We start from the raw sequence: 14,248 nt of genomic DNA, 5'->3' as shown, positions 1-14,248 counted from the left end.
GCACGGAGGATGGGATGGCGTACCCCAAGGACAGCGGCGAGGCGGTCAGCCCGAGCCCCAGGTTCCCCGACGTCGAGCGCGACGTGCTCGCGTTCTGGGCCGAGGACGGCACCTTCCAGGCCTCCATCGACCGCCGCGAGGGCGCGCCCGAGTGGGTCTTCTACGACGGGCCGCCGTTCGCGAACGGCCTGCCGCACTACGGCCACCTCCTGACCGGCTACGCGAAGGACGTCTTCCCGCGCTACCAGACGATGCGCGGCAAGCAGGTGCACCGCCGCTTCGGCTGGGACACCCACGGCCTGCCCGCCGAGCTCGAGGCGATGCGCCAGCTCGGCATCACCACCAAGGACGAGATCGAGCAGATGGGCGTCGGCGCCTTCAACGCCGCAGCCCGCGCCTCGGTGCTGAAGTACACGGGGGAGTGGCGCGACTACGTCACCCGCCAGGCCCGCTGGGTCGACTTCGACAACGACTACAAGACGCTCGAGCCGGAGTTCATGGAGAGCGTCCTCTGGGCGTTCAAGACGCTGCACGACCGCGGCCTCGCCTACGAGGGCTTCCGCGTGCTGCCCTACTGCTGGAACGACGAGACCCCGCTGTCGAACCACGAGCTGCGGATGGACGACGACGTCTACCAGCGCCGCCAGGACCCGTCGGTCACCGTCACGTTCCCGCTCGTCGGCGAGAAGGCGGAGGCGCTCGACCTCACCGGCGTCCGGGCGCTCGCCTGGACGACCACCCCGTGGACGCTCCCGACGAACTTCGCGCTCGCGGTCGGCCCCGAGATCGAGTACGCGGTCGTGCCCGCCGGCCCGAACGGCTCCTCCGACTCCGAGGCGCCGGACTCGACCGGTTCGCCGAGCGGCACGACGACGCTCGCGGCCGAGGTGCTCGTCGCCGACTACCTCGTCGCGCTCGCCCGGGTCGGCGACTACTTCAAGGAGCTCGGCTACGCCTCCGCCGCCGCGGCGCGGGAGGCGGTCACCCGCACCCTGCTCGGCCGCGAGCTGCAGGACGTGCAGTACGACCGGCTCTGGGACGTCTACGCGGACGCCGCGACGTGGGGCACCGAGCAGGCCTGGCGGGTGCTCGTCGCCGACTACGTCTCCACGGAGGAGGGCACGGGCGTCGTCCACCAGGCGCCCGCCTACGGCGAGGACGACCAGCTCATCGGCACCGCGGCCGGCATCCCGACGATCATCTCGGTCGACGAGAAGGCCCGCTTCCTCCCGATGTTCGAGGGCACCGACCTCGCGGAGGTCGTCGGCCTGCAGGTCTTCGAGGCGAACCGGCCGCTCATCCGCGCCCTGCGGGCGAAGGGCCGGCTGCTGCAGGAGCGCTCCTACGAGCACAGCTACCCGCACTGCTGGCGCTGCCGCCGCCCGCTCATCTACAAGGCCGTGTCGAGCTGGTTCATCCGGGTGACGGAGTACCGCGACCGCATGGGCGAGCTGAACCAGCGCATCAACTGGGTGCCGGACAACGTCAAGGACGGCCAGTTCGGCAAGTGGGTCGCGGGCGCCCGCGACTGGTCGGTGAGCCGCAACCGGTACTGGGGCAGCCCGATCCCGGTGTGGCGCAGCGACGATCCGGCGCACCCGCGCACCGACGTGTACGGGTCCCTCGAGGAGCTCGAGCGCGACTTCGGCCGGCTGCCGCGGAACGAGGACGGCGAGGTCGACCTGCACCGCCCGTTCATCGACGAGCTGACCCGGCCGAACCCGGACGACCCGACCGGCGCCTCCACGATGCGCCGCATCGAGGACGTCTTCGACGTGTGGTTCGACTCCGGCTCGATGCCGTACGCGCAGGTCCACTACCCGTTCGAGAACGCGGACTGGTTCTCCTCGCACCACCCGGCCGACTTCATCGTCGAGTACATCGGGCAGACCCGCGGCTGGTTCTACGTCATGCACGCGCTGACGACGCCGCTGTTCGACCGGCCCGCGTTCAAGAACGTCGTCAGCCACGGCATCGTGCTCGGCAACGACGGCCAGAAGATGTCGAAGTCGCTGCGGAACTACCCGGACGTGTCCGAGGTGTTCGACCGCGACGGCTCCGACGCCATGCGCTGGTTCCTGCTCGCCTCCCCGGTGCTGCGCGGCGGCAACCTGATCGTGACGGAGGAGGGGATCCGGGAGGGCGTGCGCCAGGTGCTGCTGCCGCTCTGGAGCACCTACTACTTCTTCTCGCTCTACGCCGGCGCGGAGGACTACGACGCGCAGCGGCGCACGGACTCGACCCACCCGCTCGACCGGTACGTGCTCGCGGCGACGGGCGACCTCGTCCGCGGCCTCGAGGCGGACCTCGACGGGTACGACACGACGGGCGCGACCCAGCGCCTCCGCGACTTCGCCGACCTGCTCACGAACTGGTACGTGCGCCTGTCGCGGGAGCGGTTCTGGGCGGTGCGCGCCGGGGCGGGCGGGCTGTCGCAGGACAGCCGCGACGCGTTCGACACCCTGTACACGGTGCTCGAGACGATGACGCGCGTGGCGGCGCCGCTGCTGCCGCTCGTCGCCGAGAAGGTCTGGAAGGGCCTGACCGGCGGGCGCAGCGTGCACCTGACGGACTGGCCGGACGCGACGGCGTTCCCGAGCGACCCCGCGCTCGTCGCCCGCATGGGCCGGCTGCGGCAGATCGTCTCCTCCGCCCTCGCGCTGCGGAAGGAGGCGGGCCTGCGGGTGCGCCTGCCGCTCGCACGGCTCACGGTGGTCGCGGCGGACGCCGCCGACCTCGGCTCGGGCGCCGCGATCCTGCAGGACGAGCTGAACGTGAAGGCCGTCGACCTGGTCGAGGAGGACGCCGGCAGCGGCGCGAGGTACGGGGTCGCGCAGCGGCTCGCGGTGAACGCCCGCGCGCTCGGCCCCCGCCTCGGCAAGCAGGTCCAGACCGTCATCAGGGCGGCGAAGGCCGGCGACTGGGCGCAGGAGGGCGAGGGCGTCGTCGCCGGCGGCGTGCCGCTGCTCGACGGCGAGTACGAGCTCGTGCTCGAGCGCTCCGGCGCGACCGAGGGCACGGCGCTCGGGCTGCTGCCGGGCGGCGGCTTCGTGCTGCTCGACACGGCCACGACGCCGGAGCTCGAGCTCGAGGGCCACGCCCGCGACTTCATCCGCGACGTCCAGCAGGCCCGGCGCGCGGCCGGTCTCGAGGTCACCGACCGCGTCGACCTGGCCGTCGAGGGCGACGACGAGCTGCTCGCGATGCTCGCCGCGCACGGCGACCTCGTGCGGTCCGAGACGCTCGCGACGACGCTCGACGTCGCCCGGGCCGACGCCGGCACGACCGACCGCGTGCTGCGCTGGGCGGACGGCCACCTCACCCGGCTCGCTCCGGGCAGCTGGGGAGCGGCCGAGGGCGCGCGCTTCGAGCTGCGCCGCGCGGGAGGATCGGTGCTCGATGCCTGACTCACCGCTCGACACCATGCTCGACGAGATCTACGGCCGCGTCGGCGAGGTCGCGCCGCAGCCGCGCCTCTCCGCGACGCGCAAGGCGCTCGAGCTCATGGGCGACCCGCACCGGAACTATCCGATCGTGCACATCACCGGCACGAACGGGAAGACCTCCACGTCCCGGATCATCGAGAGCGTGCTGCGGGCGCACGGCCTGCGCACCGGCCTCTTCACCAGCCCGGACCTCGGCTACCTCGGGCAGCGGATCGTCGTCGACGGCGGGCCGATCGGGGAGGAGGACCTCGTCGAGGCGTGGCGGCAGACGAAGCCGTTCCTCGAGCTCGCGGACGCGGAGCTCGCTGCGGCGGGGGAGCCCCCGATCACCTTCTTCGAGGCGCTCACCGTGCTCGCGTACGCCGTCTTCTCCGACGCCCCGATCGACGTCGGGGTGATCGAGGTCGGGATGGGCGGCGAGTGGGACTCGACGAACGTCGCCGACGGGCAGGTCGCGGTCTTCACGCCGATCGACCTCGACCACACCGAGCGGCTCGGCCGCACCGTCGCCGAGATCGCGCGGACCAAGTCGGGGATCATCAAGCCCGGCCGCTCCGTCGTCTCCGCGGCGCAGCGGCCGGAGGCGCTCGCGGAGCTCGACCGTGCCGCCGAGCTCTCCGAGGCCGACGTCGCGCTCGAGGGCCGCGACTTCCGCGTCCTGTCCCGCACCCCCGCGGTCGGCGGTCAGCTCGTCGACGTGCAGGGCCGCGCCGGCCGCTACGAGGGGCTCTTCGTGCCGCTGCTCGGCGCGCACCAGGCGCAGAACACGGCCGTCGCGATCGCGGCCGTCGAGACGTTCCTCGGCGGCGGCGAGCAGCCGCTCACCGGCGACGTGCTGCAGGAGGGGCTCTCCGGGGCGACCTCGCCCGGCCGCCTGCAGGTCGCGGGCTCCGACCCGCTGCTCGTCGTGGACGCGGCGCACAACCCGCACGGCGTCGCGGCCATGGTCGCCGGGCTGCGGGAGTCGTTCCGCCTCGGCCACGTCGTCGCCGTCCTCGCGGTGCTCGCCGACAAGGACGCGACCGGGATGATCCGCGCCGCCGCCGACCTCGTCGACGAGTTCGTCGTCACGACGGCGCCCTCGGACCGCACGACGGACCCGGACGCGCTCGCCGCGACCGCGGTCGGCGTCGTCGGCGCGGAGCGCGTCGTCGTGGAGCCGGACCTCGAGCGGGCGCTCGAGACGGCGAAGGAGCTCGCGGCCGACCACGCCGGGGCGCCGGACGACCCGGTGCAGCCGGGCGTCGTCGTGTTCGGCTCGATCACGCTCATCGCGGCCGTGCTCGAGCGGGTCCGCGAGCACGGGTGGCCGTGAGCGAGCAGCCGCCGCGGGGCCGGGCGCCCCGCGCGAGGAGGCCGCGCAGCGTCGTCGCGACGCTCGCGGCGATGCTGCTCGCGACCGAGCTCGTCGTGGTGCTGCTCGCCGCGCTCGCCCTGCTCGGCCTCCGGGACCTGCCGGCACCCGTCGCGCTCGGCGGCGGCGGCGCGCTCATCGTGCTGATCGCGATCGCGGCGGCCCTCGCCCGGCGCCGCGCCGGCATCGTCCTCGGCTGGATCGTGCAGGTCGTCCTGATCGCGACCTTCGCCGTCAGCATCCCGGTCGGCCTCGTCGGCCTCGTCTTCGCCGCCATCTGGACCTACAGCATGATTGTCGGCGCGCGGATCGACCGTCGCACCGCCTGACCCACCCGAACCGAGGAGCAGCATGTCCGAAGCGATCCAGGAGACCCTCGTCCTCGTCAAGCCGGACGGCGTGGCGCGCAACCTGACCGGCGAGATCCTCCGTCGCATCGAGGCCAAGGGCTACTCGATCACGGACCTGCGCATGGTCGAGGCCGACCGGGCGCTGCTCGAGCGCCACTACGAGGAGCACGTCGGCAAGCCGTTCTACGAGCCGCTCGTCGAGTTCATGGAGTCCGGCCCGATCGTCGCCGTCCGCGTCGCCGGGCAGCGCGTGATCGGGGGCTTCCGCTCCCTCGCGGGCGCCACGGACCCGACCACTGCGGCCCCGGGCACGATCCGCGGCGACTTCGGCCGCGACTGGGGCCTGCGCGTGCAGCAGAACCTCGTGCACGGCAGCGACTCGCCCGAGTCCGCCGAGCGCGAGCTCGCCCTCTGGTTCGGCTGACCCGCACGGCTGCGCCGCGTCCGCGGCGCAGCCCCGTCGGCCCGGGGGAGCGGCCCGCCGCCGTCAGAAGAGGCGGTTCAGGACGTCCAGGTTGACCTGCGCGACGACGGCGAAGATCACGTAGCAGACGAGCGTGATGATCGGCGTCCAGCTGTAGAGGCCGCCGGCGACCCGGGCGACGCGGGACCCGAGCGGGAGGTTCTGCTCCCGCAGGTTGTAGAGCGTCGTCGCGAGGGACATCGGGATGACGACCGACCAGACCCCCATGCACCACGGGCAGAGCGTCCGCAGGTCGAAGTTGAAGATGCTGTTCGAGATCAGGTAGATCACGAAGCCGATCGCGAACGCCATGCCGACGTTGAACAGCGCCCAGAACCAGCGCGGGAACCGCACGCCCGCGAGGGACGCCACGCCGACGATGATCGGCGCGGGGAACATCGTCAGGCCGAGCAGCGGGTTCGGGAACCCGAACGCCGAGCCGACCGGGGAGTTCAGGTTCTTCGTGCACTGCACGAGGACCGAGAAGTCGCAGGACGCCTTGATGCCCGGGTGCGCCAGGGCGTCGAACTTGTCGAGCGTCAGCGCGAACGCGGCGATCAGGCCCACGACCCCGCCCACGATCAGGAGGATCGCGAGCGGCAGGGAAGGTCGGCTCATCCGCTCGATCACGGCTGGCAGTATCGCACCGGGTATGGGGCCTGCCGCGTCGACGCGGCCTTCGTGCGATACTCGAGGGAGGTTCCGGTGACCCGGAGCCGAACGCTTGGACAGGTCCTCGGACCGAGCCCCGCGGTGCCGATGCACCGGGCGGGGCGGCGCTTGTCCCGCCACCGGCGTACCGCCCCGGTGCGCCACGACATCGAGAGTTCCCGGACCGGCGGCCCCAGGGCGTCGCGGACCGAGGTGAACACGGTGGCGGCGGAAGCCGCAGCCGCGTGAGGAGTGCACCAGCGATGGTGGAGTACCACGAGAACGACACGGAGCAGGACGAGGCCGGCCAGGAGCGGGCGCCGCGACGTCGGCGCCGAGCGACCTTCCAGCCGATGCCGCTGAGCGACGCCGACGCGCCGCAGCCGATCGGCACCGAGGGCGACGGCGTCGCCGGCGGCCTCGAGGGCAGCGGCGCGGCCGACGGCACGACCGGGTCCGGCGACGACGTCGCGGCCCCGGAGGAGGTCCTGCCGCCGCCCGCCGTGCCGCAGGCGGTGCCGGTCGAGGACGACGCGGACGGCGACGGCGCGCACGATGCCGCCGACGAGCAGGGCGAGCAGGACGTGATCGTGCCCGCCGGCCCCGAGTCGACCGAGCCCTCCGACGAGCAGGCGACCGACGAGCAGCCGACCGCCGCGGCGCCCGCGCGGCCGCAGCTGGCCGTGCTGTTCCAGGCGCCGCCGGCGCTGCCCCGCTACGTCGAGCAGCCCGCCGAGGACGACGCGGACGAGCAGGGCGACGACGAGGACGGGGCCGCCGGCTCGCGCCGCCGTCGCCGCACCCGCCGCCGCGGCTCGAGCGAGACCGACGCGCCCGCGAGCGCCGGCAGCGGTGCCGCGACCGAGGTCGTCACCCGCGCCAAGCCGGTCCGCGAGCCGATCACCGAGCCGCAGAAGCTGAAGGGCTCCACCCGGCTCGAGGCGAAGCGCCAGCGCCGCCGCGACGGCCGCGACGCCGTCCGCCGACGCACCGTCGTGACGGAGGCCGAGTTCCTCGCCCGCCGCGAGGCCGTCGACCGGGTCATGCTGGTCCGCACGAACGGCGACCGGGTCGAGATCGGCGTGCTCGAGGACGGGATCCTCGCCGAGCACTACGTCGCGAAGAGCCAGAACCTCTCCCTGATCGGCAACGTCTACCTCGGCCGCGTGCAAAACGTGCTGCCGTCGATGGAGGCGGCGTTCGTCGACATCGGCCGCGGCCGCAACGCCGTGCTCTACTCGGGCGAGGTCGACTGGGAGGCGGCGAGCGACCGGCTCGGCGACAAGGGCTCCCAGGCCCGCCGCATCGAGCTGGCGCTGAAGTCCGGCGACCAGGTGCTCGTGCAGGTCACGAAGGACCCCATCGGCCACAAGGGCGCGCGGCTCACCTCCGCGATCTCCCTGCCGGGCCGCTACCTCGTCTACGTGCCGAACGGCTCCATGTCGGGCATCTCCCGCAAGCTGCCGGACACGGAGCGGGCGCGCCTCAAGAAGATCCTGAAGGACGCGCTGCCCGACTCGGCCGGCGTGATCGTCCGCACCGCCGCCGAGGGCGCGACGGAGGAGCAGCTCACGATCGACGTGCAGCGGCTCGCGAACCAGTGGGCCGAGATCGAGCACCTCGTCGAGACCGCGCAGGCGCCGACGATGCTCCACGGCGAGCCCGACCTGCTGGTGAAGATCGTCCGCGACGTCTTCAACGAGGACTTCTCCAAGCTGATCGTCGACGGCGAGGAGCCGCGCGCCACGATCGAGCGGTACCTGCAGCAGGTCGCCCCCGACCTGCTCGACCGCCTCGAGCGCTGGGAGGGCGGCACCGACGTCTTCAGCGCGCACCGCGTGCACGAGCAGATCGAGAAGGCGCTCGACCGCAAGGTCTGGCTGCCGTCCGGCGGATCGCTCGTCATCGACCGCACCGAGGCGATGACGGTCATCGACGTCAACACGGGCAAGTTCGTCGGCTCCGGCGGCAACCTCGAGGAGACCGTCACCAAGAACAACCTCGAGGCCGCGGAGGAGATCGTCCGGCAGCTCCGCCTGCGCGACATCGGCGGCATCATCGTCATCGACTTCATCGACATGGTCCTCGAGAGCAACCGGGACCTGGTCCAGCGCCGGCTCGTCGAGTGCCTGTCGCGCGACCGCACCAAGCACCAGGTCGCGGAGGTCACCTCCCTCGGGCTCGTGCAGATGACGCGCAAGCGCCTCGGCGTCGGGCTCGCGGAGTCGATCGGCGACGGCAACTCCAGCCTCGAGAAGCAGGAGCAGCAGCAGCAGCAGGGTCGGCGCCGCGGGCGCGGCGGCAACGGCAACGGCAACAGCGGCCAGCAGCAGCAGCAGGTGCAGCCCCAGCAGCAGAAGCAGCCCGCGACGCACGCGATCACCGAGGGCGCGAAGACCGCGCTCGCGCAGATCGCCGGCGCCACGCTGACGAAGCTCGCCGAGCACGGCGAGCACCACGACCAGCAGCACGAGGAGCAGCCGGCCGAGCCGGCCGCGGAGCAGCGGACCGCCGAGCAGCGGGCTCGCGAGCGGAGGGCGCCGGAGCGGAAGGCCCCGGAGCGCGGGGCGCCCGAGCAGCGGGCGCCCGAGCAGGCGCCGGAGCAGCCGGCGATCGTCCTCGACCTGCCCGCCGAGCACCGCGAGCCCCAACGTCCGGCGAAGCGCGAGGCCGAGGGGCTGCTCGACGCCGTCCTCGAGGCGCTGCCCGCACCGAAGGCCGCCGGCCAGGGGCGCCGCCGCAGCCGCCGCGTCTCCACGCCGACCCTCACCGCCGGCGAGGACTGAGCCCGCTCGTCCTCGATCGAGCCTCGGGATCGTCGCCACGGCGGTCTCGAGGCTCGCCGGCGCTCGCACCTCGACCATCGGGGTGCCGTGCCCCTCCGCTGATCGGGGTGCGAGCGGAGCGAGCCCCGAGATCAGGTCCGGTGGATCGTCAGCGGTCCTTCGCGCGCACGCGGAGCCCGGAGGCGATGAGGCGGCGGGTGAGCTCGTGCGCCGAGACGCGCTCCGCGCCGAGCGCGGCGAGCTCCGGGATGCGCTCCTCCGGCACGTCGTAGTGGTCCTGGTCGAAGCTGCGCGGCGGCAGGCCCGCCCGCTCCGCGAAGGCGTGGAGCTCCTCGAGCGACGCGTCGCTCACGAGGTGGGCCCACAGCCTCCCGTGCGCCGGCCACATCGGGACGTCCACGAGCACTGCCACGTCGTCATCGTCCCACCGCGCCCCTCGGACCCGGGTGGAGGGCGCCGCGCCCATGCGGTACGATCGACGGTCGGTGCGTGGGCCGCCCGTGCGTGTGGGCCCGACGAGCACCGATCCGACTTGGTCGGCCCTGCTGCGCGGCACCCCCTCGTGGAGTGCTGCGAGCGGAGCGGCAACCAGTGAACGAAGAGTTGGGGCTCGAAGTGGTTTATGCGATTGTGCGCGCCGGTGGGCGTCAGGAGAAGGTCGAGGTCGGCACCGTCCTGACCGTCGACCGCCAGAAGGCCGGCGAGGACGGGAAGCTGACGTTCGCGCCCGTGCTGCTCGTCGACGGCGAGAAGGTCACGCACGCCGCGGCCGACCTCGCGAAGATCTCGGTCACCGCCGAGCTCATCGAGGACACGCGCGGCAAGAAGATCATCATCCAGAAGTTCAAGAACAAGACCGGCTACCGGAAGCGTCAGGGCCACCGTCAGGAGCTCAGCCGCGTCCGCGTCACCGCGATCGGCTGAGGAGCAGACCATGGCACACAAGAAGGGCGCGAGCTCGACCCGCAACGGTCGTGACTCCAACGCGCAGCGGCTCGGCGTGAAGCGCTTCGGCGGTCAGGTCGTCAAGGCCGGCGAGATCATCGTCCGCCAGCGCGGCACGCACTTCCACCCCGGCGCGAACGTCGGCCGCGGCGGCGACGACACGCTGTTCGCCCTCGAGGCCGGCTCGGTCGAGTTCGGCGCGAAGGGCGGCCGTCGCGTCGTCAACATCGTCGTCCCGGCGGAGGCAGTCCTGGAGACCGCCGGCGCCTGACGCGACGCATTCATCGGCAACGGGCGGGCTCCTTCGGGACCCGCCCGTTCCGCATATCGGCAGGAAGACGAGGAGGGGATCCATGGCGACGTTCGTCGACGCGGTGACGCTGCACCTCAGCGCGGGGCACGGCGGCAACGGCTGCGTGTCGATCCGGCGCGAGAAGTTCAAGCCCCTCGCGGGCCCGGACGGCGGCAACGGCGGTGACGGCGGGGACATCGTCCTCGTCGCGGACCCGCAGGTGACGACCCTCCTCGGCTACCACCGGTCGCCGCACCGCTCGTCCGCGAACGGCCGGCCGGGCGCCGGCGACAACCGCGACGGCGCGAACGGCGAGCCCGTGGAGCTGCCGGTGCCCGTCGGCACCGTCGTGACCGACGAGTCGGGCGAGCCGATCGCCGACCTCGCCGAGCCCGGCATGCGCTACCTCGCGGCCGCGGGCGGCCGGGGCGGCCTCGGCAACGCGGCGATCGCGAACCCGAAGCGCAAGGCGCCCGGCTTCGCCCTGCTCGGCACCGAGGGCGACGTCGTCGACGTGCGCCTCGAGCTCAAGACGATCGCGGACGCCGCCCTCGTCGGCTTCCCCTCCGCCGGCAAGTCGAGCCTCATCGCGGCGATGTCGGCCGCGCGGCCGAAGATCGCCGACTACCCCTTCACCACGCTGCAGCCGAACCTCGGCGTCGTCGAGGCCGGCAGCGTCCGGTACACGATCGCGGACGTGCCGGGCCTCATCGAGGGCGCGAGCGAGGGCCGCGGCCTCGGCCTCGACTTCCTCAAGCACATCGAGCGCTGCAGCGTCATCGTGCACGTGATCGACTGCGCGACCGTCGACCCGGGCCGCGACCCGATCACGGACCTCGAGGTGGTGCTCGGCGAGCTCGCCGCCTACCCGGTCCCGGCCGGCGCGCGCCCGCTGCTCGACCGGCCGCAGGTCGTCGCGCTGAACAAGATCGACTCGCCCGACGCCCGCGACCTCGCCGAGCTGGTGCGCCCGTACCTCGAGGCCCGCGGCTACCGGGTGTTCGAGGTGTCCGCCGCGAGCCACGAGGGCCTCTCCGCGCTCTCCTTCGCCCTCGCGGCCGTCATCGAGACCGACCGCGCCGAGCGCGCGGCGGACGAGGCCCTCCGGCCCCGCATCGTCGTGCGACCGAAGCCGGTCGACGAGACGCCGTTCACCGTGCGGGTGGAGGGCGGTACCGAGACGGTCTACCGGGTCCTCGGCGCGAAGCCGCAGCGGTGGGTGCAGCAGACCGACTTCACGAACGACGAGGCCGTCGGCTACCTCGCGGACCGGCTCGCGAAGCTGGGCGTCGAGGAGGCGCTGTTCGAGGCCGGGGCCCGCCCCGGCTCCGCGGTCGTGATCGGGCCGGGCGACGGCATCCTGTTCGACTGGGAGCCCACGCTCACCTCGATGGCCGAGCTGGTCACGGGCCCCCGCGGCACCGACGAGCGCATCAACGGCTCCGACCGCCGGACCACGCGCGGGCGCCGCGAGGAGTACCGCGAGCGGATGGACGCGAAGGCCGCCGCGCGCGCCGACCTCGAGGAGGAGCGCCTCGCCGAGCGCGCCGTCCGCGAGGAGGAGGCGCGATGACCGCGCCCGCGACGCCGGAGTCGATCGAGACCGCCGGGCGCATCGTCGTGAAGGTGGGCTCGTCCTCCATCAGCGGCGAGCGGGCGGGGCAGCTCGGGCCGCTCGTGGACGCCCTCGCCGGCGCGCATGCGCGCGGCGCGGACGTCGTCCTCGTCTCCTCCGGCGCGATCGCGACGGGGATGCCGTTCCTGCAGCTGCAGGAGCGCCCGACGGACCTCGCCGTGCAGCAGGCCGCTGCGGCGGTCGGGCAGAGCCTCCTCATCAAGCGGTACCAGGAGCGGCTCGACCGGTTCGGCATCACCGCGGGCCAGGTCCTGCTCACCGCGAGCGACATCGCCGACCCGACCCATCGCGGCAACGCGGAGCGCGCGCTCGAGACCCTGCTGTCGCTGCGGATCCTGCCGATCGTGAACGAGAACGACACCGTCGCGACGCACGAGATCCGGTTCGGCGACAACGACCGGCTCGCGGCGCTCGTCGCGCGTCTGCTGCGCGCGGACCTGCTCGTGCTCCTCTCCGACGTCGACGCGCTCTACACGCGGCCCCCCGGCGAGCCGGGCGCCGAGCGCATCCCGTTCGTCGCGGCGGGCGACCCGCTGACGGACGTGCTCGTCACCGAGACGAACACCGGCGTGGGCACCGGGGGAGCCGCGACGAAGCTCGCCGCGGCGCGGATGGCGGCGGAGGACGGCATCGCGGTGCTGCTGACGGCGACCGAGCGCGTCGAGCCGGCGCTCGCGGGCGAGCGGGTCGGCACCTGGTTCGAGCCCGCCCGGGCCGCCGCCCCGACCCGCTGACGCGCCCCGGATCCCGGATCCGGGGAGAGCAGGGCCGGGCCTACACTCGCCGCATGACGGACGTGCTGGAGAGCCGCGGCCTCGACACCGCCGAGGCGCGGTTCCGGGCGGCGAAGGCCGCGTCGACGGGCCTCGCCACCGCGACGACGGCCGAGAAGAACCGGGCGCTCGAGGCGATCGCCGACGCGCTGCTCGCCCGCACCGCTGAGGTCATCGAGGCGAACCGGCGCGACCTCGCCGCCGCCGACGAGAACGGGCTCTCGGCCGGCCTCGTCGACCGCCTCACGCTCGACGAGCGGCGCGTCGCGGCGCTCGCCGACGCCGTGCTCGCGATCGCCCGCCTCGCGGACCCCGTCGGCGACGTCGTCCGCGGCAGCACGCTGCCGAACGGCCTGCAGCTGACCCAGGTGCGCGTGCCGTTCGGCGTCGTCGGCGCGATCTACGAGGCCCGCCCCAACGTCACGGTCGACATCACCGCCATCGCGATCAAGAGCGGCAACGCGGTCGTGCTGCGGGGCGGCACCGCGGCGCAGCACTCGAACGCGGCGCTCGTCGCGGTCGTGCAGGACGCGCTCGCGTCGGTCGGGCTGCCGGCGGACGCGGTGCAGACCGTCGACGAGTTCGGCCGGGAGGGCGCGACCGCCCTGATGCGGGCTCGCGGCCTCGTCGACCTCCTGATCCCGCGCGGCAGCGCCGGGCTGATCAAGACGGTCGTCGAGGAGTCCACGGTCCCCGTGATCGAGACCGGGGCCGGCGTGGTGCACGTGTTCCTCGACGAGAGCGCGGACGTCGACCTCGCGACCTCGATCGTGCTGAACGCGAAGACGCAGCGCGTCGCCGTCTGCAACGCGGCGGAGACGCTGCTCGTGCACGCGGCGGCGGCCGAGCGCCTGCTCCCGCCGGTGCTCGGTCGGCTGCGGGAGGCCGGCGTGACGCTGCACGCCGACGACCGCACCCGCGCCGTCGTGCCCGACGCGGTGCCCGCGACGGACGAGGACTGGGCGGCCGAGTACTACTCGATGGACCTCGCCGTCGCGGTCGTCGACGACCTCGACGCGGCGATGGACCACATCGCGGCCTGGTCGACGCATCACACCGAGTCGATCGTCACGGAGTCCTACCGCAACGCGGAGCGGTTCCTCGCGGAGGTGGACTCCGCCGTCGTGATGGTGAACGCCTCCACCCGCTTCACGGACGGCGGCGAGTTCGGGTTCGGCGCCGAGGTCGGGATCTCCACGCAGAAGATGCACGCCCGCGGCCCGATGGGCCTCGCGGAGCTGACGAGCACGAAGTGGCACGTCCGCGGGACCGGCCAGACGCGCGGCTAGCGGCGGGCCGGCCCGGCATCGGGCTCTACACTCGGACAGCCCGTCCGGGCGCGTGAAGGAGGAACCGATGTCCGTCGTCGCTTCGGCCGTGCTCGCCGCCGTGTACGAGGAGCAGGCGCTCCCCGTCCCGAGCGTCGTGTTCCCCATCGTCGCGATCGGCGTCTTCGCGCTGCTCGCCGCCGTCACCTGGTCCTACCGCGACGCGGGCAACCGGGTGCAGGGCAAGGCGGGCTCCGGCTCTCCGCAGGGCCACAAGTAGGGGT

Annotated in this window: 13 protein-coding genes; 11 read left to right on the top strand and 2 right to left on the bottom strand. The window is 73.4% G+C overall.

The features are described 5' to 3' along the window. The first annotated feature begins 14 nt into the window (after positions 1-14). From ileS to ndk, 4 genes are read left to right on the top strand one after another with little or no spacing between them, the layout of a single operon-like run. Entirely contained in the window at positions 15-3,407 is a 3,393-nt protein-coding gene (gene ileS / locus D1781_RS12190; protein ID WP_119482532.1) for an isoleucine--tRNA ligase, read from the top strand. After that, on the top strand, positions 3,400-4,761 hold the full coding sequence (locus D1781_RS12185) for a bifunctional folylpolyglutamate synthase/dihydrofolate synthase (protein ID WP_119482531.1): 1,362 nt from the start codon (positions 3,400-3,402) through the stop codon (positions 4,759-4,761). Before ileS ends, D1781_RS12185 begins: the two co-directional genes overlap by 8 nt. Continuing rightward, complete coding sequence (locus D1781_RS12180; RefSeq protein WP_233551307.1) at positions 4,758-5,129, top strand: DUF4233 domain-containing protein; 372 nt, start codon at positions 4,758-4,760, stop codon at positions 5,127-5,129. The genes D1781_RS12185 and D1781_RS12180 overlap by 4 nt, the downstream gene beginning before the upstream one ends. Positions 5,130-5,151: 22 nt before the next feature. Further along, on the top strand, positions 5,152-5,574 hold the full coding sequence (gene ndk, locus D1781_RS12175) for a nucleoside-diphosphate kinase (RefSeq protein WP_119482530.1): 423 nt from the start codon (positions 5,152-5,154) through the stop codon (positions 5,572-5,574). 63 nt (positions 5,575-5,637) lie between these two features. Here the strand turns inward: ndk and D1781_RS12170 are convergent, their stop codons facing one another. Continuing rightward, positions 5,638-6,243 carry a vitamin K epoxide reductase family protein gene (locus D1781_RS12170; protein ID WP_325048825.1) on the bottom strand — a complete coding sequence of 202 codons (606 nt, stop codon included), beginning with the start codon at positions 6,241-6,243 and terminating at the stop codon, positions 5,638-5,640. 284 nt (positions 6,244-6,527) lie between these two features. Here D1781_RS12170 and D1781_RS12165 point away from each other — a divergent pair, with 284 nt between their 5' ends. Then, complete coding sequence (locus D1781_RS12165; protein WP_119482529.1) at positions 6,528-9,050, top strand: Rne/Rng family ribonuclease; 2,523 nt, start codon at positions 6,528-6,530, stop codon at positions 9,048-9,050. A 148-nt stretch (positions 9,051-9,198) separates the two neighbouring features. On the opposite strand, the gene D1781_RS12160 is transcribed toward D1781_RS12165, so the two are convergent. Then, entirely contained in the window at positions 9,199-9,462 is a 264-nt protein-coding gene (locus D1781_RS12160) for a DUF4031 domain-containing protein (protein ID WP_119482528.1), read from the bottom strand. Positions 9,463-9,665: 203 nt separating this feature from the next. On the opposite strand from D1781_RS12160, the gene rplU reads away from it, so the two are divergent. The 6 genes from rplU to D1781_RS12130 all read left to right on the top strand — a co-directional run bounded on the left by rplU (position 9,666) and on the right by D1781_RS12130 (position 14,244). Beyond that, entirely contained in the window at positions 9,666-9,974 is a 309-nt protein-coding gene (gene rplU, locus D1781_RS12155; RefSeq protein WP_119482527.1) for a 50S ribosomal protein L21, read from the top strand. A 10-nt stretch (positions 9,975-9,984) separates the two neighbouring features. After that, positions 9,985-10,266: a 50S ribosomal protein L27 gene (rpmA, locus tag D1781_RS12150; protein ID WP_119482526.1), complete on the top strand. Its 282-nt coding sequence runs from the start codon at positions 9,985-9,987 to the stop codon at positions 10,264-10,266. A gap of 82 nt (positions 10,267-10,348) precedes the next feature. Then, a complete protein-coding gene (gene obgE / locus D1781_RS12145) occupies positions 10,349-11,860 on the top strand; it encodes a GTPase ObgE (protein WP_119482525.1) in 1,512 nt (503 codons plus the stop codon). Next, the gene (gene proB, locus D1781_RS12140) at positions 11,857-12,657 is read left to right on the top strand and encodes a glutamate 5-kinase (RefSeq protein ID WP_119482524.1); all 801 of its coding nucleotides are present in this window, start codon (positions 11,857-11,859) and stop codon (positions 12,655-12,657) included. The genes obgE and proB overlap by 4 nt, the downstream gene beginning before the upstream one ends. A gap of 53 nt (positions 12,658-12,710) precedes the next feature. Next, a complete protein-coding gene (locus tag D1781_RS12135; RefSeq protein WP_119482523.1) occupies positions 12,711-13,985 on the top strand; it encodes a glutamate-5-semialdehyde dehydrogenase in 1,275 nt (424 codons plus the stop codon). 67 nt (positions 13,986-14,052) lie between these two features. Further along, a complete protein-coding gene (locus D1781_RS12130) occupies positions 14,053-14,244 on the top strand; it encodes a hypothetical protein (protein ID WP_119482522.1) in 192 nt (63 codons plus the stop codon). Positions 14,245-14,248: the final 4 nt, after the last annotated feature.

Source organism: Amnibacterium setariae (genome assembly GCF_003581425.1).
Taxonomy (GTDB): domain Bacteria; phylum Actinomycetota; class Actinomycetes; order Actinomycetales; family Microbacteriaceae; genus Amnibacterium; species Amnibacterium setariae.
The sequence above is the reverse complement of the archived record's forward strand: the minus strand, read 5'-3'. Positions and strand labels throughout refer to the sequence as shown.

Coding starts and splice junctions, on each gene's coding strand:
- proB (WP_119482524.1), top strand. CDS start 11,857: ATGACCGCGCCCGCGACGCCGGAGTCGATCGAGACCGCCGGGCGCATC.
- D1781_RS12130 (WP_119482522.1), top strand. CDS start 14,053: ATGTCCGTCGTCGCTTCGGCCGTGCTCGCCGCCGTGTACGAGGAGCAG.
- D1781_RS12135 (WP_119482523.1), top strand. CDS start 12,711: ATGACGGACGTGCTGGAGAGCCGCGGCCTCGACACCGCCGAGGCGCGG.
- D1781_RS12165 (WP_119482529.1), top strand. CDS start 6,528: ATGGTGGAGTACCACGAGAACGACACGGAGCAGGACGAGGCCGGCCAG.
- ileS (WP_119482532.1), top strand. CDS start 15: ATGGCGTACCCCAAGGACAGCGGCGAGGCGGTCAGCCCGAGCCCCAGG.
- D1781_RS12185 (WP_119482531.1), top strand. CDS start 3,400: ATGCCTGACTCACCGCTCGACACCATGCTCGACGAGATCTACGGCCGC.
- rpmA (WP_119482526.1), top strand. CDS start 9,985: ATGGCACACAAGAAGGGCGCGAGCTCGACCCGCAACGGTCGTGACTCC.
- obgE (WP_119482525.1), top strand. CDS start 10,349: ATGGCGACGTTCGTCGACGCGGTGACGCTGCACCTCAGCGCGGGGCAC.
- ndk (WP_119482530.1), top strand. CDS start 5,152: ATGTCCGAAGCGATCCAGGAGACCCTCGTCCTCGTCAAGCCGGACGGC.